This window comes from Micromonospora sp. M42 (genome assembly GCF_000568915.1).
In the GTDB taxonomy this organism is placed as follows: domain Bacteria; phylum Actinomycetota; class Actinomycetes; order Mycobacteriales; family Micromonosporaceae; genus Micromonospora; species Micromonospora chalcea.
Window position 1 is genome coordinate 6,432,511 of sequence record NZ_KK037233.1, and the last position, 21,458, is coordinate 6,453,968.

The window sequence follows — 21,458 nt, forward strand, 5'->3', positions numbered from 1 at the left end:
AGTGAGGGGGTTCAGCTGTCTACTTCGGAACAACCTGAAGCAGGGTATTGGTGATCACTGATCGTCACAACCCCGTCTCGATATCGATTTGGGGGGCTCCTGATCGACCGGAATTGAGCTGTGCGTGGTCATGCCGTACCGTCCCGTGTCGACGTTCACGGCCACCGTTCGAGGATGGACCATGACCTACCCCGGGGCGCAGGCCACCTACCGGCTTGCGGATGCGCTGTTCCTTATCGGACACGACGAGTTCACCGGCAAGCCGCATGTCGCCGTCGACCGGCTTGAGTGCGGGCTGGCCGGCGCCGCGCTCGCCGAATTGATGTTCGAGGGCCGGATCGCCCTCGACGGCGGCGGAATCGCCGCTGTCGATCCGCGACTGTGGCAGGAGCCGCTCACCGATCTGCTCATTACCGAGATTCTGCGTCGGGAGGGCGCGCACCCGGCCCGGCTGTGGATCCGTTATCTGCGGACCCAGCTCAACATCAACGAGCGTGTCGGCACCCGGCTGGTCACCGCCGGCGTGCTCCGCCGGGAGCAGGGCAAGCTGATCGGCCGGACGGTGCGCTGGCCGGCCAACGACCCGAACCAGGCGGCCTCGCCGCGGGTACGGCTGACCGCCATGCTGATGCACTCGTCCCCGGCCGAACTGGACCCGGGCACGCTGCTGCTGGCCAGCCTCGCCGAGGCGGTCGGGCTGGCCGCGAACATCTTCGACCCGCAGGTCGGCGTCCGGATGCGGGACTGCCGGCGGTTCCTGCCGGGGCAGCTCGACGGACTGCTCGCCGCCGTCGTGGGCGCGCTCGACGTGAGCACCACGACGGTACGGCGATGACGTCCCGCCCCGGGTGAGGCCGGGGCGGGACGATCCCGGTCAGGCCGGGTCGCGCCACATCGGGTAGAGGCTGGGCCCGTCCGGCAGGTCGAGCGTGACCGGGCGGCGCCGGAACCCGAGCCGCTCGTAGAGCGCGGCGTTGCGCGGCGAGCTGGCTTCCAGGTACGCGGCGGAGCCGGCCTGATCCAGCTCGGCCAGCTTGTTACGCAGCAGCGCCGACCCGACGCCCTTGCCATGATGGTCCGGGTGTACCGCGATGAAGGGCAGGTACCAGTGCGGCTCGCTCGGGTGGCGGGCGCCCATCATCTCGTCGAGCATGCCGAACCGCTTCATGGCCTCGGCGCCGATCGCGGCCTCCATCCCGGCGAACTCGTCGCCCTCCTCGGCCTCGTGGCCGTCGCCGGTGGGCAGCCAGAGCGTGGCGCCCAGGCCGTCGCCCGCGAGGTGGACCTCGCCGGTGCGCAGCGCCAGCGCGACGAACGGCCCGAAGAAGGCGGGATGGACCCGCGCGCGGTGGTCGTCGGCCGGGAAGACCCAGCCGCTCACCGGATCCTGCATGAACGCCTCGGCGAGAATCGCGGTCACGACGGCGGCGTCCGCCGTGGACGCCCGCCGGATGTTGCCCTGCCACTCAGTCACTGGCCATCCGTCCTACCGGCTCGACGAGCCATTGTGGTCATTGATCGGCGTGCAAGGTATCAGGAGTCCGCGCCGTGCGGCAGGCCCGATTCCGGCCGCTCGCCGCGGCCCGGTCCCGGTGGCTACGCTGGCCCGGACCCCGACAGGAGGACCATGTCCCACACGCGTCGCTCCGGCCCGCAGCCCGGGGCCGCCATGACCTCGTCCCCCTGGATCCTCGTCGCCGCCGGCGTGGTCGTGATGGTGGTCCTGTTGGCGGTGGCGCTCGGTTCGGTGCGGGGACGGAGCACGTTCCCGGCGGCCGGTCCGCCCGATCCGCTGATGCCGCTGCCGCACGTGCCGCCGACCCCCACGGCGGTCAGCGCCAGCGGTCCGTCGCCGGTCTCCGCCACCGCTCCGGTGTTGCCGGGCCTGTCGCCCCGCTCCACGGAGCTGCCCGCCCGGCCGACGCCGGCCGCGTCGACGCCCAGCCCCCGGGGCGTCGCCCGGCCGGTGCCGCCCCCGTCGTCTCCGCCGCCGGTGGCGCCGCCGTCCGCGGTGACCGGCAGGTACAGCGTGCAGAGCGCCTTCGACGGCGGCTTCATCGGCGAGGTGCTGCTCGTCAACACCGCGCGTTCGCACCGGGGCTGGACGGTGCGCGCGGTCTTCCCCGGCGGAAGGCTGGTCACCGCCTGGGTCGAGGGCGCCGAGCAGGGCGTGTTCCGTTTCGACGACGGCGTCTTCACCTACCGCAGCGGATTCGACCTGGCCCCCGGGCAGTCCCTGGCGGTGCGGTTCCACATCGAGCGGGCGGGCACCCGGCCGGCGAGCTGCACCGTCGACGGCACGCCCTGCGTCGCTCGGTAGAACCCGCGCCCCGGGATCGGGGCGACACGCGTGCACTCTCTTGCAAGGTAACTGCTTTGTTGCAGCATGGTTTGCAAGGTATTGCAGAATGTTTCGGCAAGGGCTAGCGTGCGGGCGAATCAGCGACCAGAGAAAGGCCGTCGATGAAACCGCCGCCGATATCCCCCAAGGCGCTGCTCGCCCTGGTCACCTCCCTCGTGCTCGCCGTCGTCGGCGTTCCGGTGGCCCTCCATCAGCTCGGCGACGACGCTCCCGAGCGCGCCGCCACCCCCGACGTCCTCGCCGCCGGCAACGCTCCCCAGTGGAACCACGAGCCCTCGCCCGACGCGCTGCTCGCGGCGAGCCGCAACACCGCCAAGGCCGAGCAGTTCTACTTCGTCCTGCCGGACCGCTTCGCCAACGGCGACAAGCGCAACGACAACGGCGGCCTCACCGGCGGCCGGCTCACCACCGGCCACGACCCGACCGACAAGGGCTTCTACCACGGCGGCGACCTCAAGGGCCTGATCGACCGGATGGACTACATCCAAGGGCTCGGCACCACCGCCATCTGGCTCGCCCCGATCTTCAAGAACCGGCCCGTGCAGGGCACCGGCGCCGACGTCTCGGCCGGCTACCACGGCTACTGGATCACCGACTTCACCCAGGTCGACCCGCACTTCGGCACGAACGCGGAGCTGAAGAAGCTGGTCGACCTCGCCCACCGGCGGGGCATCAAGGTCTACCTCGACATCATCGTGAACCACACCGCCGACGTCATCCGGTACGCCGAGGACAAGTACGGCTACGTGGACAAGAAGACCGCGCCCTACCGCGACGCGCAGGGACGACCCTTCGAGGACCGGAACTACGCCGACGGCACCCGTAAGTTCCCCGCCGTCAACGAGAAGTCGTTCCCGTACACCCCGGTGTTCGCCACCCCCGCCGACGCGAAGGTCAAGGTACCGGCGTGGCTGAACGACCCGACCATGTACCACAACCGCGGTGACTCCACCTTCGCCGGGGAGAACAGCGAGTACGGCGACTTCTCCCGCCTGGACGACCTGTGGACCGAGCGGCCCGAAGTGGTGCGCGGCATGACCGACATCTACGCCGAGTGGATCGGCAAGGCCGGCGTGGACGGGTTCCGCCTCGACACCGTCAAGCACTCGAACCTCGAGTTCTGGCCGCAGTTCGCCCGCGGCATCGACGCCGCCGCGGCGAAGGCCGGCAAGAAGGACTTCTTCATGTTCGGCGAGGTCTACAGCGCCGAACAGGAGATCCAGTCCACCTACGTGCGGCGCGGCGGCCTCCCCGCCACGCTCGACTTCTCGTTCCAGGAGGCGGCACGTGGCTACGCCGCCGCCGACGGCTCGGCCAAGGCCCTCGCCGACGTGTACGCCAAGGACGACCTCTACACCGCGCGGGACACGAACGCCAACCGGCTCACCACGTTCCTCGGCAACCACGACATGGGCCGGATCGGCTCGTTCGTCGCCGCCGGCGGCGGGGACGACGCCGCCCAGCTGACGCGCAGCCGGCTCGCCCACCAGCTCATGTTCCTCACCCGTGGCCAGCCGGTCGTCTACTCCGGCGACGAGCAGGGCTTCACCGGCCCGGGCGGGGACAAGGACGCCCGGCAGGACATGTTCGCCTCCCGGACCGCCGACTACCTCGACGACGACCTGATCGGCACCACCCGCACCCACGCCGTCGACCAGTACGACACCCGCCATCCGCTCTACCGGACCATCGCCGAGCTGGGCGGCCTGCGGGCCGCGCACCCGGCGCTGCGCGACGGCGTCCAGGTCACCCGGCACGCCGCCGACGGTCCCGGCGTCTTCGCGTTCTCCCGCGTCCTGCCCGCCGACCGGATCGAGTACGTGGCGGCGGTGAACAACGCCGCCACCCCGCAGACTGTCACGGTGGACACCTGGTCGGCCGGCGCCCGCTTCACCGGCGTGTACGGCGGCGCCGCAGACGTGACGGCCGCTGCCGACGGCAAGCTGAGCCTCACCGTGCCGGCGATGTCGGCGGTGGTGCTCAAGGCCGACCGGGTCATCCCGCACCCCGGGGCCGCTCCGAAGATCACGATCACCGAGCCGGGTGACGAGCCCGCCCCCGGCAAGGCCACCGTCACCGCCCAGGTCACCGGCGACCCGCTCGCCACCGTCACGTTCGCCGCCCGGGTCGACGGCGGGAAGTGGACGCTGCTGGGCAGCGCGCACCGCGCCCCGTACACCGTGCACCACGACCTCACCGGCCTGCCCGGCGGCACCACTGTCGAGTACAAGGCAGTGGTCCGCGACGGCAAGGGCCGCACCGCCACCGCCCGCGCCACCGGCACCGTCGGCACCCCGGACCGGGGCGAGTCGCGGGACTGGGCGATCGTGCACTACAAGCGCCCGGCCGGCGGGTACGACGACTGGCGGCTCTACGCCTGGGGTGACATCGACCCGGCGTACGTCACCGAGTGGCCCGCCGGGCAGCCGTTCGCCGGCGAGGACTCGTACGGCCGGTTCGCCTGGGTGAAGCTCAAGCCGGGCGCGAAGTCGGTCGGCTTCGTCGTGGTCGACTCCGGCGGCAACAAGGACGTCGCGGCCGACCGCTTCATCGACGTGACCCGGACCGGGGAGGTCTGGGTCAAGCAGGGCGACGCCGAGGTGTACCCGACGCGGCAGGCCGCCACCGGCGAGCCCGACCCGCCGGTGGCGCCGGACACGGCGCTGATCCACTGGCGCAAGGCCGACGGCAACTACGACGGCTGGGGCCTGCACCTGTGGGACGGCGCCGCCAGCCCGACCGACTGGGCCACGCCGCTCAAGCCGGAGAAGATCGACGCCTACGGCGCGGTGTTCCGCGTGCCGCTGAGCGCCGGCGCGACCGGGCTGAGCTACATCGTGCACTCCGGCGACCAGAAGGACCACCCCGAGGACCAGCGGCTCGACTTCGCCACCGCCGGGCGCGAGGTGTGGCTGCTCGCCGGCGTCAAGGGCCGGCTGCTGCCGACCACCACGTCCGGCGCCGCGACCGACATCGACATCACCAGGCAGAAGGCGAACTGGATCGACAGGTCCACAGTCGCCTGGGCCACCGGCCCGACCGACGGCAGGCGGTACGCGCTCGCGGTCGCCCCGGCCGGTGGAATCGGCGTCGCCGACGGCGAGCTGACCGGCACGTACACCGAGTTGCCGCTGCGGGCGCAGCGCAACGGGCTGGCCGAGGCGCAACGACAGGCGTACCCCCATCTCTGGGACCGTCGCGCCTTCACGCTCGCGCGCGGCGACCTGGCCAAGGTGCCGGCGGCGCTGCGCGGGCAGCTCGTGGTGACCGAGCGGGACGCCGAGGGCGCCCTGCTCGCCGCCACCGGCGTGCAGATCCCCGGTGTGCTCGACGACGTCTACGCGGCCGCGACCGGCGCGAAACTCGGCCCGACGTTCGCCGGGCGGGTACCCACGCTGGCCGTGTGGGCGCCCACCGCGCAGAAGGTGGCGCTGGAGCTGTTCGACTCGCCCACGGCCGAGCCGACCACTGTGGCGATGCGACGCGACGACCGCACCGGTGTCTGGTCGGTGCGCGGGACGAAGGCGTGGACCGGCCGCTACTACCGCTACCAGGTGCAGGCGTGGCAGCCGGCGACACAGAAGGTGGTCACCGCGTCGGTGACCGACCCGTACTCGGTGGCGCTCGCGCCGAACTCCACGCACAGCCAGATCGTCGACCTGACCGACCCGGCGCTCGCGCCGGCCGGCTGGGCGAACCTGCGCAAGCCGGCCGCCCCGCCGGCGTCGAAGGCCCAGATCACCGAGCTGTCGGTGCGGGACTTCTCCATCGCCGACAACACGGTTCCGGCCGAGCGGCGCGGCACCTACCTGGCGTTCACCGACCCGCAGACGGCGGGCATGAAGCACCTGCGGGCGCTCGGCGACGCCGGGGTCAACTACCTGCACCTGCTGCCCGCGTTCGACTTCGCCACCATCCCGGAGAAGCGGGCCGACCAGGCCCAGCCGGCCTGCGACCTGGCCGCGCTGCCGCCGGACTCCGACCAGCAGCAGAAGTGCGTCGCGGCGGTCGCCGACACCGACGGCTACAACTGGGGGTACGACCCGCTGCACTACACGGTGCCGGAGGGCGGGTACGCCACCGACCCGAACGGCGCCAAGCGCACCACCGAGTTCCGGCAGATGGTCGCCGGGGTGAACAAGGCCGGCCTGCGGGTGGTCATGGACGTGGTCTACAACCACACCTCGGCCGCCGGCGCCGACCCGAAGTCGGTGCTCGACCAGGTGGTGCCGGGCTACTACCACCGGCTGCTCGACGACGGGTCGGTGGCCAACTCGACCTGCTGCGCCAACACCGCCCCGGAGCACGCCATGATGGGCAAGCTCGTGGTGGAGTCGATCGTCACCTGGGCCAAGGCGTACAAGGTCGACGGCTTCCGGTTCGACCTGATGGGCCACCACCCGAAGGCGAACATCCTGGCCGTACGGGCCGCGCTGGACAAGCTCACGCTCGCCCGCGACGGCGTCGACGGCCGGAAGATCCTGCTCTACGGCGAGGGCTGGAACTTCGGCGAGGTCGCCGACGACGCCCGGTTCACCCAGGCCACCCAGATCAACATGGCCGGCACCGGCATCGGCACGTTCAACGACCGGTTCCGCGACGCGGTGCGCGGCGGCGGCCCGTTCGACGCGAACCCCCGCGCGCAGGGCTTCGCCTCCGGCCTCTACACCGACCCGAACGGCGACGAGGTCAACGGCACGGCGGCCGAGCAGCGGGCCCGGCTGCTGCACCAGCACGACCTGATCAAGGTGGGCCTGACCGGTAACCTGCGCGACTACCGGTTCACCGACTCCTCCGGGAAGCGGGTCACCGGCGCGCAGGTCGACTACAAGGGCGCGCCGGCCGGATACACGGCCGCGCCGGGCGAGGCGGTCACCTACGTCGACGCGCACGACAACGAGATCCTGTACGACGCGCTGGCGTACAAGCTGCCGCAGGGGACCTCGGCGCAGGACCGGGCCCGGATGCAGGTGCTCGCGCTGGCGACCACAGCGCTCGGGCAGGGCGCCGGGTTCGTCACCACCGGCTCGGAGCGGCTGCGCTCGAAGTCGCTGGACCGCAACTCGTACAACTCGGGGGACTGGTTCAACCAGATCCGCTGGGACTGCGCCCAGGGCAACGGGTTCGGCGCCGGCCTGCCGCCGGAGGCCGACAACCGCGACAAGTGGTCGTACGCGAAGCCGCTGCTGGCCGACCCGTTGCTGGTGCCGGACTGCGCGGCGGTCGAACTGGCCGACGCCCGGTACGCGGAGCTGCTGCGCGTCCGCCGATCCTCGCCGGTGTTCGGGCTCAGCAGCGCCGAGCAGGTGCAGAAGCGGGTGGCGTTCCCGCTGTCCGGACCGAAGGAGACGCCGGGCGTGCTCACCATGACCCTCGACGCGCGCGGGCTGGACGGGACGTGGAAGTCGGTGACCGTCGTCTTCAACGCCACGCCGGAGACGGCGAAGCAGACGGTCACCGGGCTGCGCGGGGCGAACGTGACGCTGCATCCGGTGCTGCGGAACTCGGCCGACCCGGCGCTGCGTACCGCCTCGTTCGACCGGGCCGCCGGCACGTTCACCGTGCCCGCGCGCAGCGTGGCGGTGTTCGTCCAGAGCTGACCGGCACGGCCGACCGGCCCCCTGCCACGTCACGTGGCAGGGGGCCGGTCGCGTACCCCGGGACCGTCAGGTCAGTTGAAGCAGTCCTCGACGGTGTTGGCGCAGTTGGTGGGGTCGTTGTTGCTGATGAGGGACTTGTCGTCGAGCTTGACGCGTCCTTCGTTGTTGAGGACGCCGCCGGCGACGCGGTGGAGCTTGCTGGAGTCGGTGGCGGTGTTCTTGGTGACGTGGGTCTTGGTGAGGGTGATCTTGGCCTTGTTGTTGAAGATGCCGCCGCCGTTGAGGGCGGTGTTGGCCTTGATCTCGGTGTCGCGGATGGTGAGGGTGGCGTTGTCGTCCTTGTCGTGCTCGCGGGTGAGGAAGCCGTCCTCGATCTTGATGAGCCACTCACCGTTGTAGATGCCGCCGCCGAAGCGGTTGGCGGTGTTGTCGACGATCTTGCTGTCGGCGATCGTGGCGCTGGCGTGCTCCTTGTCGTTCGGGTAGCCCCAGTGCTTGCCGCCGGTGACCACCACGCCGCCGCCGTTGCCGTCGGCGTGGTTCTTGGCCACGTGCACCTTGTCCAGGTCCAGGTCCGTGTTCTCGGCGTAGACGCCGCCACCGTTCTCGCAGGCGGTGTTGCCCGTGATCGCGGTGAAGGAGACCGTGACGGTGCCGCCGCTGCTGAACAGACCGCCGCCGTTCTTGCCGGCGCGGTTGTCCGACAGGCTGGACTTGATGCCGTCCTTGCCGTGGTCGGAACCGAAGATCTCGACGATCCCGGCCTCGTGGTGCTTCTCCTTCTTGTCGTAGCCCTTCGGCGCGGCCGAGGCCGCCGGGCCGTGCTCGCCGGAGAAGCCGCCGCCGTTGGCGATGCCGCCGCCGTTGCCGCCGGCGGTGTTGTCGTCGACGTGGGTTTCCTCGACCTTGAGGATGCCCTCGTTGAAGATGCCGCCGCCGTCGCCCTGGGCGTGGTTGTTGACGACCTTGCTCTCCTTGAGCCAGGTGCGGCCGTAGTTGGCGACGGCGCCGCCGTCGCCCTCGGCGTTGTTGTCGACGAGCTTCACATTGTCCAGGTAGGCGCTGCCGCCGCGCTCGACCAGCAGCGCGCCGCCGTCACCCTCGACCCGCTTGTCGTCGTCCTTGCCGCCGTTCATGCCGTCGGCGACGGGCGTGACAGCGGCGGCCGTGGTCGCCGCGGCCGGAGCCGCGACAGCCGGAGCGGCCGGGGCCGCCACCGCCGGGGCGGCCGCCGGAGCAGCGGCCGGCGGCTGGCCGCCGCCACCCGGGTACTTGAACTCGTTGGCGTTGCCGCCCTTGATTGTGAGGTCCTTGAGGGTGAGGTCGCCGCCGTCGCGGACGCGGAAGATGCGGAAGGTGTCTTCGGCGTCGCGCTTGATGGTGGAGCCGTTGCCCTTGATGGTGACGTCCTGCTTGATCTCGGGCAGGGCGGAGCCGAACTTGCGGTCCTTGACGCCGAGTTCGTAGGTGCAGTTCTCGGCGAGCTTGAGGGTGCCGCCGTGGTCGCGGTTGGCCAGTTCGAGGGCGTCGATCAGGGCGTCGTCGTCGCAGGCGACCTCGCGGGTCTTGCCGTGGTCGTCCTTGCCGTCCTTGCCCCAGTCGCCCTTGTCCGGGCCCCACTCGCCGCGGTCACGGCCTTCCTGGCCACGGTCCTTGCCGTCCTTGCCGTCCTTGTCGTACCCGTCCCGGCCGTACTCGCCCTTGTCGCCGTGGTCGTCGTCGCTGAGCTGCTGCGTGGTCGACCACTTGACGTCGGCGAGCCGGTGCGGGCCGGTGGCCCCGGTGGTCGCGTAGGCCACGCCGGCGAGGCTGACCGCTCCGGTCAGGCCCACGACGCCCGTGGCGAGCCACATCCGGCGACGCCGGAGCGGGGAGATGGTCTTGCTGGTGGCGTCATTGTTATTGCGAAGGTAGTTGGACATCGGAGCTCTCTGCCCTCTCCTTGTACCTGACAAGGTCGCTTCGCCCTGGCGAGGCGGCCTTCGCTACAAATCGGTTGTAGCTGCTGAGAACGACCGTATGAGAACCTTCTTCGCCTCGTGGCCATATACGAAAAAAACCCGCATAAGGGTGCGGGTGGGATGGGCGGGCGCAGTGCGGTCCGGACGCCCCGGTGGGGGACACCACGGCCAGCCGGGCCGCTCCGAGGTCGGGTGCCCTCCTCTCGCCGTCGCGGCGGAAGGAGGGCACCCCGGGTTATGTGGTGGAGCGAATCAGTTGAAGCAGTCCTCGACGGTGTTGGCGCAGTTGGTGGGGTCGTTGTTGCTGATGAGGGACTTGTCGTCGAGCTTGACGCGTCCTTCGTTGTTGAGGACGCCGCCGGCGACGCGGTGGAGCTTGCTGGAGTCGGTGGCGGTGTTCTTGGTGACGTGGGTCTTGGTGAGGGTGATCTTGGCCTTGTTGTTGAAGATGCCGCCGCCGTTGAGGGCGGTGTTGGCCTTGATCTCGGTGTCGCGGATGGTGAGGGTGGCGTTGTCGTCCTTGTCGTGCTCGCGGGTGAGGAAGCCGTCCTCGATCTTGATGAGCCACTCACCGTTGTAGATGCCGCCACCGAAGCGGCCGGCCGTGTTGTCCACGACCGCGCTGTCGGCGATCGTGGCGCTGCCCGCGAGGCCGTCCTTCTCGGCGCCGTTGCCGGCCCAGTCGCGCCCGCCGGTCGTCACCACGCCGCCGCCGTTGCCGTCGGCGTGGTTACCCGCCACGTGGACCTTCTCCAGGAGCAGGTCGGTGTTCTCGGCGTAGACGCCGCCACCGTTGTCGCAGGCGACGTTGCCGCCGATCGCGGTGAACGAGACGGTGACCCAGCCGCCGCTGCTGAACAGGCCGCCACCGTTGTGGCCCGCCCGGTTGCGGCTCAGGGTGCTCAACGAGGCGTCCTTGCCCTCGTACGCCCCGGTGATCTCGACCGTGCCGGCGCGGTGCTTGCCGTGCTCACCCTTGTCGGCCTTCGCCGCCGAGGCCAGGTCGACCGGCCCGTCGTGGTGCTCACCGCTGCCGTTGGCGATGCCGCCGCCGTTGCCGCCGGCGGTGTTGTCGTCGACGTGGGTTTCCTCGACCTTGAGGATGCCCTCGTTGAAGATGCCGCCGCCGTCGCCCTGGGCGTGGTTGTTGACGACCTTGCTCTCCTTGAGCCAGGTGCGGCCGTAGTTGGCGACGGCGCCGCCGTCGCCCTCGGCGTTGTTGTCGGTCAGCTTCACATTGTCCAGGTAGGCGCTGCCGCCGCGCTCGACCAGCAGCGCGCCGCCGTCACCCTCGACCCGCTTGGCATCCAGCTCGGCCGGGTCGGCCGCCTTCGGCACGGACGGCCCGGGGTACTTGAACTCGTTGGCGTTGCCGCCGGAGACGGTGAGGTCCTTGAGGGTGAGGTCGCCGCCGTCGCGGACGCGGAAGATGCGGAAGGTGTCTTCGGCGTCGCGCTTGATGGTGGAGCCGTTGCCCTTGATGGTGACGTCCTGCTTGATCTCGGGCAGGGCGGAGCCGAACTTGCGGTCCTTGACGCCGAGTTCGTAGGTGCAGTTCTCGGCGAGCTTGAGGGTGCCGCCGTGGTCGCGGTTGGCCAGTTCGAGGGCGTCGATCAGGGCGTCGTCGTCGCAGGCGACCTCGCGGGTCTTGCCGTGGTCGTCCTTGCCGTCCTTGCCCCAGTCGCCCTTGTCCGGGCCCCACTCGCCGCGGTCACGGCCTTCCTGGCCACGGTCCTTGCCGTCCTTGCCGTCCTTGTCGTACCCGCCGTCGGAGTCGTTGCCGGCGTTCTGGGGAGCGGCGGCGTGGTTGTCCGCCACCGGCTCGGTGCCGGACTTGTCGTCGCGGGCGGCGAGACCGCCCAGCGCCGCCAGCCCGACGACGCCGGTCAGCCCGGCCACGCCGGTGGCGACCCAGAGCGCCCGCCGCTTGCTCGTCCGCGGGGCAGGCGCCATCGGCGCTCCACCGTCGGGTGTCGTTACATCGTTCGACATGAGATGAGAGCCCTTTCGGTTCTTCCCAAACGGGTCGCACCGCCCCAGGCCGGGCGACCAGCTACAAACCGGTTGTAGCCTCTGATCAGCACCGTATGAGAAGGTTCCTCGCGAGGAAGACGTATCCGAAAAAAGCCCGCATTCCTCCCACGATCGGCGGTCGGTGACCAACCACGTGAGCGGACCGCAACTCCCCCAGACGGCGGCGGGCCCCACCACCTGCCGTGAAGGCGCGGTGGTGGGGCCCGCCGGAAGATCGCGGCCCGCAGGACTCAGCCGGGCAGGCGGGGGCCCGCCTCACGCTGCTCGGCCAGCCAGGTCTCCACCTCGTCGGAGCGCCGCGGCAGACCGGCCGACAGGTTCACCGGACCGTCCGCGGTGACCAGGATGTCGTCCTCGATCCGCACGCCGATGCCCCGCAGCTCCTCGGGGACCATCTCGTCCTCCGGCTGGAAGTAGAGCCCCGGCTCGACGGTCAGCACGTACCCCTCGCCGAGCGGACCCTCCCGGTAGTTCTCCTTGCGCGCGTTGGCGCAGTCGTGCACGTCGATGCCGAGCATGTGGCTGGTGCCGTGCAGCGTCCACCGCCGGTAGACCGTGGAGGCCGGGTCCATCGCCTCGTCCACGCTCACCGGCAGCAGCCCGAGATCCTTCAGCGCCTCGGCCAGCACCCGCATCGAGGCCAGGTGCACGTCCCGGAACGCCACGCCCGGCCGGCACATCTCGATGCCGGCCTGCTGGGCGGCGTACACGGCGTCGTAGACCTGGCGCTGCAACGGCGTGAACCGGCCGTCGACCGGCAGCACCCGGGTGACGTCGGCGGTGTAGAGGTTGCGGTTCTCCACGCCCATGTCCATCAGCAGCAGGTCACCCGGACGGGTGGCGCCGTGGTTGTGCACCCAGTGCAGGACAGTGGCGTGCTCGCCGGCCCCGACGATCGAGCCGTACCCGACGTCGTTGCCGTCGTGCCGGGCACGCAGCGCGAAGACGCCCTCCAGCAGCCGCTCGGAGACGCCGCGGTCGGCCGGCAGCGCCCGTGCCACGTCCTCGAAGCCGCGCACCGTGGCGTCGCACGCCTCCTGGAGCTGCGCGATCTCCCACTCGTCCTTGACCAGCTTCAGCTCGGCGATCGCGATGGCCAGCTCCCGGTCGCGGCCGGGCTGACCGTCGGCGCGCGCGCCGTCGTACTGACGCACCGCCGCGTCCACCCGGGCGTCGAAACCGCGCAGCACCCGGGTACGCCCCGGCGCCAGCTCGGCCAGCGTCGCGTCCAGCTCGCTCAGGTCGGCCGTCGGCAGGCCCAGCTCGGTGGACTTCTCCCGCAGCGTCGGCCGGCGGCCCACCCACAGCTCACCGTGCCGGCTGCGGAAGAACTCGTCGGTCACCCGCGACGACCGGGGCCGCATGAACAGCGTGGACTCGCCACCCGGGCGCAGCACGAGGACGCTGTCCGGCTCCAGGTCGCCGGTCAGGTACGCGAAGTCGCTGCCCGGACGGAACCGGTGCTCGGTGTCGTTGGCGCGTACCTTCTCGTTGCCCGTGGGGATGACCAGCGTCTCGCCCGGGAAGGCCTCGGCCAGCGCGGCCCGCCGCTTGGCGTGGTTGGGCGCCTCCGGGCGCGGGGCGACCGGCAGTTCGGTGTCCCGCCAGCCCTGGCGCATGAACGACAGGAACGCCTCCGGGAAGTCCGGGTCGTGCGACTCCGTACCGTCCGCCGGTTTGCCCTGTCGCGTCCGCTCCTCGGCCATGATCCGTCCCTCCCTGAGCCTCGTCGCTGGTCCAGACGGTACCGCGCGCACGACAGCGGGAGGTGCCTGCGGTGCCGCGACGGAGGCTTCCGGCGCGTGGAAAGATGGCGGCCATGTGCGGACTCCTGGCCTTCTTCAGCGCGCGCGGCGACGCCGCCGCCCACCGCGACAACATCGCCGGCGCACTGGAGTGCCTGCACCACCGTGGCCCGGACGAGACCGGGGTCGAGGTGGTCGGCGACGCCTCCGGCCGGTACGCGGACGGTGTGTTCGCGCACAAGCGCCTGGCGATCATCGACGTGGCGCTGAGCCACGAGCCCCTGCCGTACGCGGGCGGGCGGTACCTGCTCACCTTCAACGGCGAGATCTACAACTACATCGAGCTGCGCGAGGAGCTGATCCGCGACTACGGCGCCCAGTTCGCCACCAACGGCGACGGCGAGGTGATCGTCGCCGGCTACCACTACTGGGGTGAGCAGGTGCTCACCAAGCTGCGCGGCATGTTCGCGTTCGTCATCTGGGACCGGCAGGAGCGGCGGGCCTTCGGCGCCCGGGACTACTTCGGCATCAAGCCGCTGCACTACCTGGAGACCCAGGACGGCCTCTACCTCGCGTCGGAGAAGAAGGCGCTGCTGCCGTTCGCGCACTCGGCGTACCAGGGCGACGCGGGCATCGACACCGCCAACCTGAGCCACTACCTGACGCTGCAGTACGTGCCGGAGCCGGGCACGCTGCACAAGGGGATCAGCCGGATCGGCTCGGGGGAGTACCTGAACTGGACCCCGGGCGGCCGGATCGAGGTGCGCCGCTGGTACCGCCCGGTGTTCCGGCCGGCCCCGGTCTCCGACGAGCAGCGGCTCTACCACGACATCCGGGAGACGCTGCGGGAGAGCGTCCGGATGCACATGCGCTCGGACGTGCCGGTCGGCTCGTTCCTGTCCAGCGGCATCGACTCCACCGCCGTGGTGGCGCTGGCCCGCGAGTTCAACCCGAACATCCTCACCTTCACCGTCGGCTACGACGTGCCCGGCTACTCCGAGATCGACGTGGCCCAGGACTCGGCCCGGCACCTCGACGTGACCACCATCCCGACCAAGATCGGGCCGCAGGACATGATCGACGCGCTGCCGAAGATCGTCTGGCACCTGGACGACCCGGTCGCCGACCCGGCGCTGGTGCCGCTGTACTTCGTGGCGAAGAAGGCCGCCGAGCACGTCACGGTGGTGCTCTCCGGCGAGGGCGCGGACGAGTTCTTCGGCGGCTACACGATCTACCGGGAGCCGCTGTCGCTCAACTCGGTGAACAGCCTGCCCGACGGCGTGCAGAAGGGCCTGCGCGCGGTGTCCAAGGCGATCCCGCAGGGGGTCAAGGGCAAGAGCTTCCTGGAGCGCGGCACCACCCCGATCGAGCAGCGCTACTACGGCAACGCCCGGATGTTCACCGAGGAGGAGAAGCAGCACCTGCTGCGCCGCTACGACCCCTCGGTGCGCTACACCGACGTGACCGCCCCGATCTACGCCGAGTGCACCGAGCTGGACGACGTCACCAAGATGCAGTACGTCGACCTCTACACCTGGCTGCGCGGCGACATCCTGGTCAAGGCCGACCGGATCTCGATGGCGCACTCGCTGGAGGTGCGGGTGCCGTTCCTGGACCGGGAGGTGTTCAACGTCGCCGCCGGCATCCCGGTCGACCTGAAGCTGCCGCCCCGCTCCGAGGCCACCAAGTACGCGATGCGCCAGGCGCTGCAGGGCGTCGTGCCGCCGGCCATCGTCAACCGCAAGAAGCTGGGCTTCCCGACCCCGACCCGGGTCTGGCTGCGCGGCGAGATGTACGAGTGGGCGCGGCACGTGCTGTCCACCTCGGGCGCGGGCGACCTGATCGACCTGTCGTACGCGATGCGCCTGCTGGAGGAGCACAAGCGGGAGGAGGCGGACCATTCCCGCAAGGTGTGGACCGTGCTGATCTTCTGCATCTGGCACGCCATCTTCGTCGCCAAGACGCTCGACCCGGGCATCCAGCGCAACCAGTCCGCGCTGCTCACCAAGCCGGTCGTCGGCAGCATGGTCCGCTGACCCGAGCGTGACGAGGAAGGGCCCCCGGGGTGTTCCCCGGGGGCCCTTCCCGTTACGGGGTCACCTGCCGGTGCAGGTGACCGTCGGCAGGGTGTTGGTGCCGGAGAAGTTCGCGGTGAAGCCGAACGTGGTGGTGCCCTCCGGCGGGACGCTGCCGTTGTAGGCGGCGTTGGAGACGCTCACCGACGCCCCGCTGCCGCTCAACGTGCCGTTCCACACCTGGTTGATGGTCTGGCCGCTGGGCCAGGTCCAGTTCGCGGTCCACCCGGAGTACGTCCGGGTGCTGTGGTTCATGATCGTCACTTCGCCCTGGAAGCCGCCACCCCAGGCGGTGACCACCTTGTACACCGCCATGCAGGAGCCGGCCGGCATGGTCGGGCTGGTCGTCACCGGCGGAGGCGAGGTCGGGGGCGCGGTGGTCGGGGGCGCGGTGGTCGGGGGCGCGGTGGTCGGCGGCGCGGTAGTCGGGGGGTTGCTGCCGCCCGAGCCGATCCCGGTCACCTCGCCGTTACCGCCGTCGAACGTCACGTCCGAGCAGCCGAAGAAGTTCTCCTGGCTGTCCGAGCGGACCCAGCGCGAGTAGATGATGTGCCGGCCGCTCTTGTTCGACGGCAGGTTGCCGGTGAAGTAGTAGTGACCGTCGTTGGTGCCGACCGCGCCGCGCTGCGGCGGGTTGGTCACCTGCAGGAACGGCTGCTCCTCCAGGTCGCTCCAGGCCAGCGGCCGGTTCGGGCTCCAGCTGTCCTTGGTCACGTAGAAGTAGAACGTGCCCGGGTGGTGGGCCCAGTTGCTGTACCGGAACTCCATCGACCGGCCCGCCGTCAGGTGGGTGATCGGCCAGTCGTTGCGCGCCGCGTCGTACCCGCTGAAGCCGGGGTTGCCGCCGCTGCACAGCTTGCCGTCGGGGATGAACCCGACGGTCCGCCCGCCGGCGTCGGAGCGCAGCACGCTGAACCAGTTGTACAGCGAGTTCGCGCCGCTCTCGGCCACCGCCGACGAGCAGGCGGGGTTGTTCGGCCGGATCTCACCGGTCCCGGTGAGGCCGTCCTTCCAGCACAGGTAGGTGCGGGCGCCCGGCGTCATGGCCGCGCCGTGCGCGGCCGCCGGTCCGGAGTTGGTGACCAGGGCGAACGCGCCCAGGGTCAGGGTGGCGGCCGCGGTGAGCAACGCGGCCGTACGGGATCGGGATCGGTGCACGGGGATCTCCTGACTCGCGGAGCGTGGCCCGGTTCGGCCCGCCCCGCTGCGACGAGCGGATGCGACGATCGCGGTGCCCGCGCCCGGTCGGAGTGCGGCCGTGGCCGTCGACGGGCGCGCACCGTCTGCGGTCCGTTGCCCAACGGACCGTGGATGCCCTCGCGTCGGATCGACCCGGCGGCCGGTGACGCGGCAGCCCCCGCGTCGTCACCCGGCACCGCCATCCCACCACGTCCGGGCGCGGCCCGCAATAGGCGCCGTTCGATGCCAGGGTCCCGGCGCGCGGTGGCGCCGGTATGCGCCAGGATCGGGGTAGGACGACGAGGGGAGCCAGGATGGGGTACGCGGTGGTGCTCGGCGAGGCGCTGGTGGACCTGCTCGACGCCGAGCGCGACGGAGAGCCCGTCTACCGGCAGGCGATCGGCGGGGGACCGCTCAACGTGGCGGTGGCGACCGCTCGGCTCGGCGGGGACGCGCGGTTCGTCGGGTCGCTCGGCGACGACGCGCTGGCCGGACGGATCCGCGCCTTCCTCACCGACGCCGGTGTGGACGTGAGCGGGACGGTGACCGTGCCGGCCCCGACCGCGCTCGCGGTGGCCACCTTCGCCGGCCCCGAGCCGGACTTCCGCTTCTACGGCGAGCCCCGCTCGTACGCGCTGCTCGGCCCGGACGACCTGGACGTGGCGCTGGTCGAGGGCGCGGACGTGCTCTACTGCGGCTCGATCGTGCTGCTTGCCCCGCCGGTGCTCGCCGCCGCCCGGCGCGCCTGGTCGATCGCGGGCGCGCTGCGGGTGTTCGACCCGAACGTGCGGCCCCGGCTGCTCACCGCCCCGGACGCGCTGGACGGGCTGCGCGCGGTGGTCGCCGAGTTCGCCGCCGCCGCGCACCTGGTCAAGCTCAGCAGCGCCGACGCGCGGGTGCTCTACCCGCACGAGCCGGTCGAGGGCGTGGCCGCGTACCTGCGGGAACTGGGCGCGAGCACGGTCGTGGTCACGCTCGGCGCGGACGGCGCGCTGGTCGCCGCCGGCGACGACGTGGTGCGCGTGCCCGCGCCGAAGGTGGACGCGGTGGACGCGACCGGCGCGGGGGACTCGGTGATGGGCGCGCTGGTGGCCGAGCTGCTGGCCGCCGGTGAGCCGGCCGACCCGGCCGGGTGGCGGGAGCGGGTGGCGTTCGCGCTGCGGGTGGCCGCAGTGGTCTGCGAGTCCCCGGGTGGCGCCACCGCCATGCCCACCCGCGAGGAGGTGACCGCCCGCTTCGCGTGAAAGGAAGGGCCCCTTGTTAACGCCTCAGGTAGAGAAGGGGCCCCTTCTTAACGCGCTCAGCGCTCACCCCGCGCGCGTGCGGGTCATCGTCAGGACGGTGACCAGGGTGAGGACGGCGGCGCCGGCCAGGACCGTGGCCATCGGCAGCGCGCTGCCCTCGCCGCCGAGCCCGACCAGGGGCGCGGCCAGCGCGCCGACGACCGACTGGATGCCGCCCATCAGCGCGGCGGCGGTGCCGGCGTGCCGGGCGTGCGCGTCCAGCGCCAGCGCCGTGCTGTTCGGCGTCACCATGCCCAGCGCGCCGACGTACCCGAACAGCGCCACCGCGGTCAGCGCGAGGCCGTCGGTCAGCGCGCCGCTCAGCACGCCGGCCGCGGCGACCAGGCCGACCGCCAGCGCGGTGACCAGCAGCCGGCGTGGCGGGAACCGGTCGAGCAGCCGGGCGTTCAGCTGCCCGACGGCCACCAGGCCGAGCGCGTTGACGCCGAAGATGACGCTGAACACCGCCGCGGAGACGCCGAAGACGTCCTGGAACACGAACGACGACCCCGAGATGTACGCGAACAGCCCGGCGAAGGCGAAGCCCTGGGTCAGCGCGTACCCGAGGTAGACCCGGTCGGCGAGCAGCGACCGCATGGTCCGGGCGGTGGCCCCCAGCCCGCCGGTGCTGCGGCGCTCGGCCGGCAGCGTCTCCGGCAGGCGCAGCGCGACCGCGACGGCCAGCACCGCGCCGATGGCGGCCAGCACCAGGAAGACGGATCGCCAGGAGCCGAACCGGAGCACCAGGCTGCCCACGCCCGGCGCCGCGATCGGCGCGACCCCGAAGACCAGGGTGAGCCGGGAGAAGTACTTCGCGGCGTCCCGGCCCGAGTAGAGGTCGCGGACCACGGCGCGGGCGACCACCACGCCCATGCCGCCGGCCAGGCCCTGGGCGAACCGGACGGCGGCCAGCAGCGGGGCGTTCGGCGCCGCCGCGCACGCCAGCGCCAGCACGGTGTACGCGACCACGCCCACCAGCACCGGGCGGCGGCGCCCCCAGCGGTCGCTGAGCGGCCCGGTGACGAGCTGGCCGAACGCCAGGCCGATCAGGCAGGTGGTCAGCGAGAGCTGGATGCCGGCCTGGTCGGCGCCGAGGTCGCGGGTCATGGCCGGGAACGCGGGCAGGTACATGTCCAGCGAGAGCGGGCCGATCGCGGTGAGCGTGCCGAGCAGCACCAGCAGGCCCGCGCCCCCGGTGGACGCGGTGGCGCCGGCGCCGGACGGGCGGGCGGCGGGCGGCGCGGCTTGACTCACGAGCGGGTACCCCCTGAAATCCGATGTGCTCGGGTACCTTACCTCTGTAGTCAGAACTATTGCGATGTGAGGCGGGTGACCCCGTGTCGACGAACGAGCAGGTCGCGCGGTTCGGCGCGGTCCTCGGGGAGCTGCACCGGCTCGTGCGCCGCCGGTCCACGGCGCGCGCCGGGCGGGACCCGCTGCCCGAAGCTCAGGTGGAACTGCTCCTGCTCGTCCGGGACACGCCGGGCATCAGCGGCAAGGACGTGGCCCGGCGCCTCGGCACGGCGCCCAACACCGTGAGCACGCTGGTCCGCGACCTCACCGACGCCGGGCTGCTGGCCCGCGACCGCGACCCCGCCGACCGCCGCGTGGTCCGGCTGCGCGTCACCGAGGCCGCCCACCGGCGGATGGCCGACCACCAACGGCACCGCACCGCGCTGCTCACCGAGGCGCTGGCCGACCTCGACCCGGCAGCGCGTGACGCGATCCTGGCCGCCGCCCCGCACCTCGACACGCTGCTCACCACGCTGCGGGCACACACCCGCCCGGAACGGGACCCCCGTACGTCCGGAAACCCGGTGGCCGCCGCGCCGCCCGGCACCGGATGATCGCCGGGTGATGCTGCACCAGGACGAGACACCTGTGGACGAGGGGATCGTCCGGGCGCTGCTGACCGACCAGCGCCCCGAGTGGGCCGCGCTGCCGTTGACCCCGGCCGGCGCCGGGACCGACAACACCATGTACCGGCTCGGCGACGACCTGCTCGTCCGGCTGCCCCGCACCGCGGAGAAAGCCGGCGCGCTGCGCAAGGAACAGCTGTGGCTGCCCCGGCTCGCGCCACTGCTGCCGTACCCGGTGCCGGAACCGCTCCACGCCGGGACGCCGACCACCGCCTTCCCGCTGCCGTGGTCGGTGCAGCGGTGGATCCACGGCGACGAGGTCGGACCCGGCACGGTCCGGGACTGGGCCGCCCTCGGCGCCGACCTGGCGGTGTTCGTACGTCACCTGCACGCGGCCGACCTGCTCGGCGTGACCCGCGCGGACGCGCTGAGCGGATACCGCGGCGGCAGCCTGCACCCCTGTGACACCTGGGTCAGCGCGGCGCTCGACGACTGCCGGCGCAGGATCGGCGACGAGACCGACGTCGACACCCTGCACCGGCTCTGGCGCGACGCCCTCACCCTGCCCGAACCCGCCGGCCGGCACGTCTGGCTGCACACCGACCTCAAGCCCACCAATGTGCTGGCACGCGACGGCCGGCTGTGCGCGGTGATCGACTTCGGCGGGCTGACCGTCGGGTTCCCGGACGCGGAACACGCGCCGATCTGGGACCTGCCGCCGCAGGCCCGGCACGCCTACCGGGAGGCGCTCGGTGTCGACGACGTGACCTGGGTACGGGCCCGCGCCTGGGCGCTCGGGGTGGCGGCCAGCGGCGTCTCCTACTACTGGCACACGTTCCCGGCGTTCGTCGCCGAGTGCCGCAACCGTCTCCGCGAGATCCTCGCCGACGCCGGCTGAGCCCAGGCCGCCGCTCAGGCGGTGCCGTCGAGTTCGGCGTAGCCGCGGCGGGCGGCGATCAGGCCCGGCCGGGCGCCGAACGGCGACTCGGCCGCCACCCGCTCCGGCGGCGCGTTGATCCTCGCCACCAAGGCACTGCCCGAGTCACCCCAGCAGCCATGGGCGAGGTGGCTGCCGCTGGCGCTGTGGCTGGCCGCGGTCTGCGTCGAGTACACCTCCGGGGGCCTCGCCCCCAGCGCCGGGCTGACAGTCGTGTCCGCCGCCCACTGGGCCGAGCGATACGCGCTGATCCTGCTCATCGCGCTCGGCGAGTCGATCATTTCGCTCGGGCTGGGGACCGAAGCTGAGCGCCGGCTTGCCGGCCACGTGGCCGGTGATCGTGGCGTCGGTGCTCGGCGTCACCATCATCGCGTCCCTGTGGTGGCTGTACTTCGACACTCTGGCACCCGCGCTGGAGCAGCG

14 protein-coding genes are annotated in these 21,458 nt (G+C 71.8%); 8 read left to right on the top strand and 6 right to left on the bottom strand.

Features of this window, described 5'->3' with window-relative positions; genetic code table 11:
* The first annotated feature begins 181 nt into the window (after positions 1-181).
* Complete coding sequence (locus tag MCBG_RS29840) at positions 182-835, top strand: GOLPH3/VPS74 family protein (protein ID WP_030503305.1); 654 nt, start codon at positions 182-184, stop codon at positions 833-835.
* A gap of 39 nt (positions 836-874) precedes the next feature.
* On the opposite strand, the gene MCBG_RS29845 is transcribed toward MCBG_RS29840, so the two are convergent.
* The gene (locus MCBG_RS29845; protein ID WP_043329705.1) at positions 875-1,474 is read right to left on the bottom strand and encodes a GNAT family N-acetyltransferase; all 600 of its coding nucleotides are present in this window, start codon (positions 1,472-1,474) and stop codon (positions 875-877) included.
* Between the two features lie 153 nt (positions 1,475-1,627).
* Here MCBG_RS29845 and MCBG_RS29850 point away from each other — a divergent pair, with 153 nt between their 5' ends.
* On the top strand, positions 1,628-2,320 hold the full coding sequence (locus tag MCBG_RS29850; RefSeq protein ID WP_043329707.1) for a cellulose binding domain-containing protein: 693 nt from the start codon (positions 1,628-1,630) through the stop codon (positions 2,318-2,320).
* A 143-nt stretch (positions 2,321-2,463) separates the two neighbouring features.
* Entirely contained in the window at positions 2,464-7,962 is a 5,499-nt protein-coding gene (gene pulA / locus MCBG_RS29855) for a pullulanase-type alpha-1,6-glucosidase (protein WP_043329709.1), read from the top strand.
* Between the two features lie 71 nt (positions 7,963-8,033).
* Here the strand turns inward: pulA and MCBG_RS29860 are convergent, their stop codons facing one another.
* The 3 genes from MCBG_RS29860 to MCBG_RS29870 form a co-directional block, all read right to left on the bottom strand.
* Complete coding sequence (locus tag MCBG_RS29860; protein ID WP_043329711.1) at positions 8,034-9,884, bottom strand: hypothetical protein; 1,851 nt, start codon at positions 9,882-9,884, stop codon at positions 8,034-8,036.
* Positions 9,885-10,175: 291 nt separating this feature from the next.
* Positions 10,176-11,876 carry a hypothetical protein gene (locus MCBG_RS29865; protein ID WP_223201381.1) on the bottom strand — a complete coding sequence of 567 codons (1,701 nt, stop codon included), beginning with the start codon at positions 11,874-11,876 and terminating at the stop codon, positions 10,176-10,178.
* Between the two features lie 311 nt (positions 11,877-12,187).
* Positions 12,188-13,663 (bottom strand): aminopeptidase P family protein, encoded by a 1,476-nt coding sequence (locus MCBG_RS29870; RefSeq protein WP_030504250.1) that lies wholly within the window; start codon positions 13,661-13,663, stop codon positions 12,188-12,190.
* Positions 13,664-13,776: 113 nt separating this feature from the next.
* On the opposite strand from MCBG_RS29870, the gene asnB reads away from it, so the two are divergent.
* Positions 13,777-15,738 carry an asparagine synthase (glutamine-hydrolyzing) gene (gene asnB, locus MCBG_RS29875; protein WP_043329713.1) on the top strand — a complete coding sequence of 654 codons (1,962 nt, stop codon included), beginning with the start codon at positions 13,777-13,779 and terminating at the stop codon, positions 15,736-15,738.
* A gap of 60 nt (positions 15,739-15,798) precedes the next feature.
* On the opposite strand, the gene MCBG_RS29880 is transcribed toward asnB, so the two are convergent.
* Positions 15,799-16,935: a lytic polysaccharide monooxygenase auxiliary activity family 9 protein gene (locus MCBG_RS29880; protein ID WP_043329714.1), complete on the bottom strand. Its 1,137-nt coding sequence runs from the start codon at positions 16,933-16,935 to the stop codon at positions 15,799-15,801.
* 335 nt (positions 16,936-17,270) lie between these two features.
* Here MCBG_RS29880 and MCBG_RS29885 point away from each other — a divergent pair, with 335 nt between their 5' ends.
* On the top strand, positions 17,271-18,200 hold the full coding sequence (locus tag MCBG_RS29885; protein ID WP_043329715.1) for a carbohydrate kinase family protein: 930 nt from the start codon (positions 17,271-17,273) through the stop codon (positions 18,198-18,200).
* Between the two features lie 63 nt (positions 18,201-18,263).
* Here the strand turns inward: MCBG_RS29885 and MCBG_RS29890 are convergent, their stop codons facing one another.
* Positions 18,264-19,493 (bottom strand): multidrug effflux MFS transporter, encoded by a 1,230-nt coding sequence (locus MCBG_RS29890; RefSeq protein ID WP_043329716.1) that lies wholly within the window; start codon positions 19,491-19,493, stop codon positions 18,264-18,266.
* Between the two features lie 83 nt (positions 19,494-19,576).
* Here MCBG_RS29890 and MCBG_RS29895 point away from each other — a divergent pair, with 83 nt between their 5' ends.
* From MCBG_RS29895 to MCBG_RS32145, 3 genes are all read left to right on the top strand, one after another.
* Positions 19,577-20,086, top strand: coding sequence for a MarR family winged helix-turn-helix transcriptional regulator (locus MCBG_RS29895; RefSeq protein WP_043329717.1), 510 nt, complete (start codon positions 19,577-19,579; stop codon positions 20,084-20,086).
* A gap of 10 nt (positions 20,087-20,096) precedes the next feature.
* Positions 20,097-20,996: an aminoglycoside phosphotransferase family protein gene (locus tag MCBG_RS29900; RefSeq protein WP_198033354.1), complete on the top strand. Its 900-nt coding sequence runs from the start codon at positions 20,097-20,099 to the stop codon at positions 20,994-20,996.
* A gap of 171 nt (positions 20,997-21,167) precedes the next feature.
* Positions 21,168-21,458: low temperature requirement protein A (locus tag MCBG_RS32145; RefSeq protein WP_369799371.1), on the top strand; the 291-nt coding region annotated here is incomplete at its 3' end.

Bases quoted from the DNA above. Each gene is read 5' to 3' on its own strand.
- MCBG_RS29840 (WP_030503305.1), top strand. From the start codon at position 182: ATGACCTACCCCGGGGCGCAGGCCACCTACCGGCTTGCGGATGCGCTG.
- MCBG_RS29850 (WP_043329707.1), top strand. From the start codon at position 1,628: ATGTCCCACACGCGTCGCTCCGGCCCGCAGCCCGGGGCCGCCATGACC.
- pulA (WP_043329709.1), top strand. From the start codon at position 2,464: ATGAAACCGCCGCCGATATCCCCCAAGGCGCTGCTCGCCCTGGTCACC.
- MCBG_RS29860 (WP_043329711.1), bottom strand. From the start codon at position 9,884: ATGTCCAACTACCTTCGCAATAACAATGACGCCACCAGCAAGACCATC.
- MCBG_RS29865 (WP_223201381.1), bottom strand. From the start codon at position 11,876: ATGGCGCCTGCCCCGCGGACGAGCAAGCGGCGGGCGCTCTGGGTCGCC.
- MCBG_RS29870 (WP_030504250.1), bottom strand. From the start codon at position 13,663: ATGGCCGAGGAGCGGACGCGACAGGGCAAACCGGCGGACGGTACGGAG.
- asnB (WP_043329713.1), top strand. From the start codon at position 13,777: ATGTGCGGACTCCTGGCCTTCTTCAGCGCGCGCGGCGACGCCGCCGCC.
- MCBG_RS29885 (WP_043329715.1), top strand. From the start codon at position 17,271: ATGGGGTACGCGGTGGTGCTCGGCGAGGCGCTGGTGGACCTGCTCGAC.
- MCBG_RS29900 (WP_198033354.1), top strand. From the start codon at position 20,097: ATGCTGCACCAGGACGAGACACCTGTGGACGAGGGGATCGTCCGGGCG.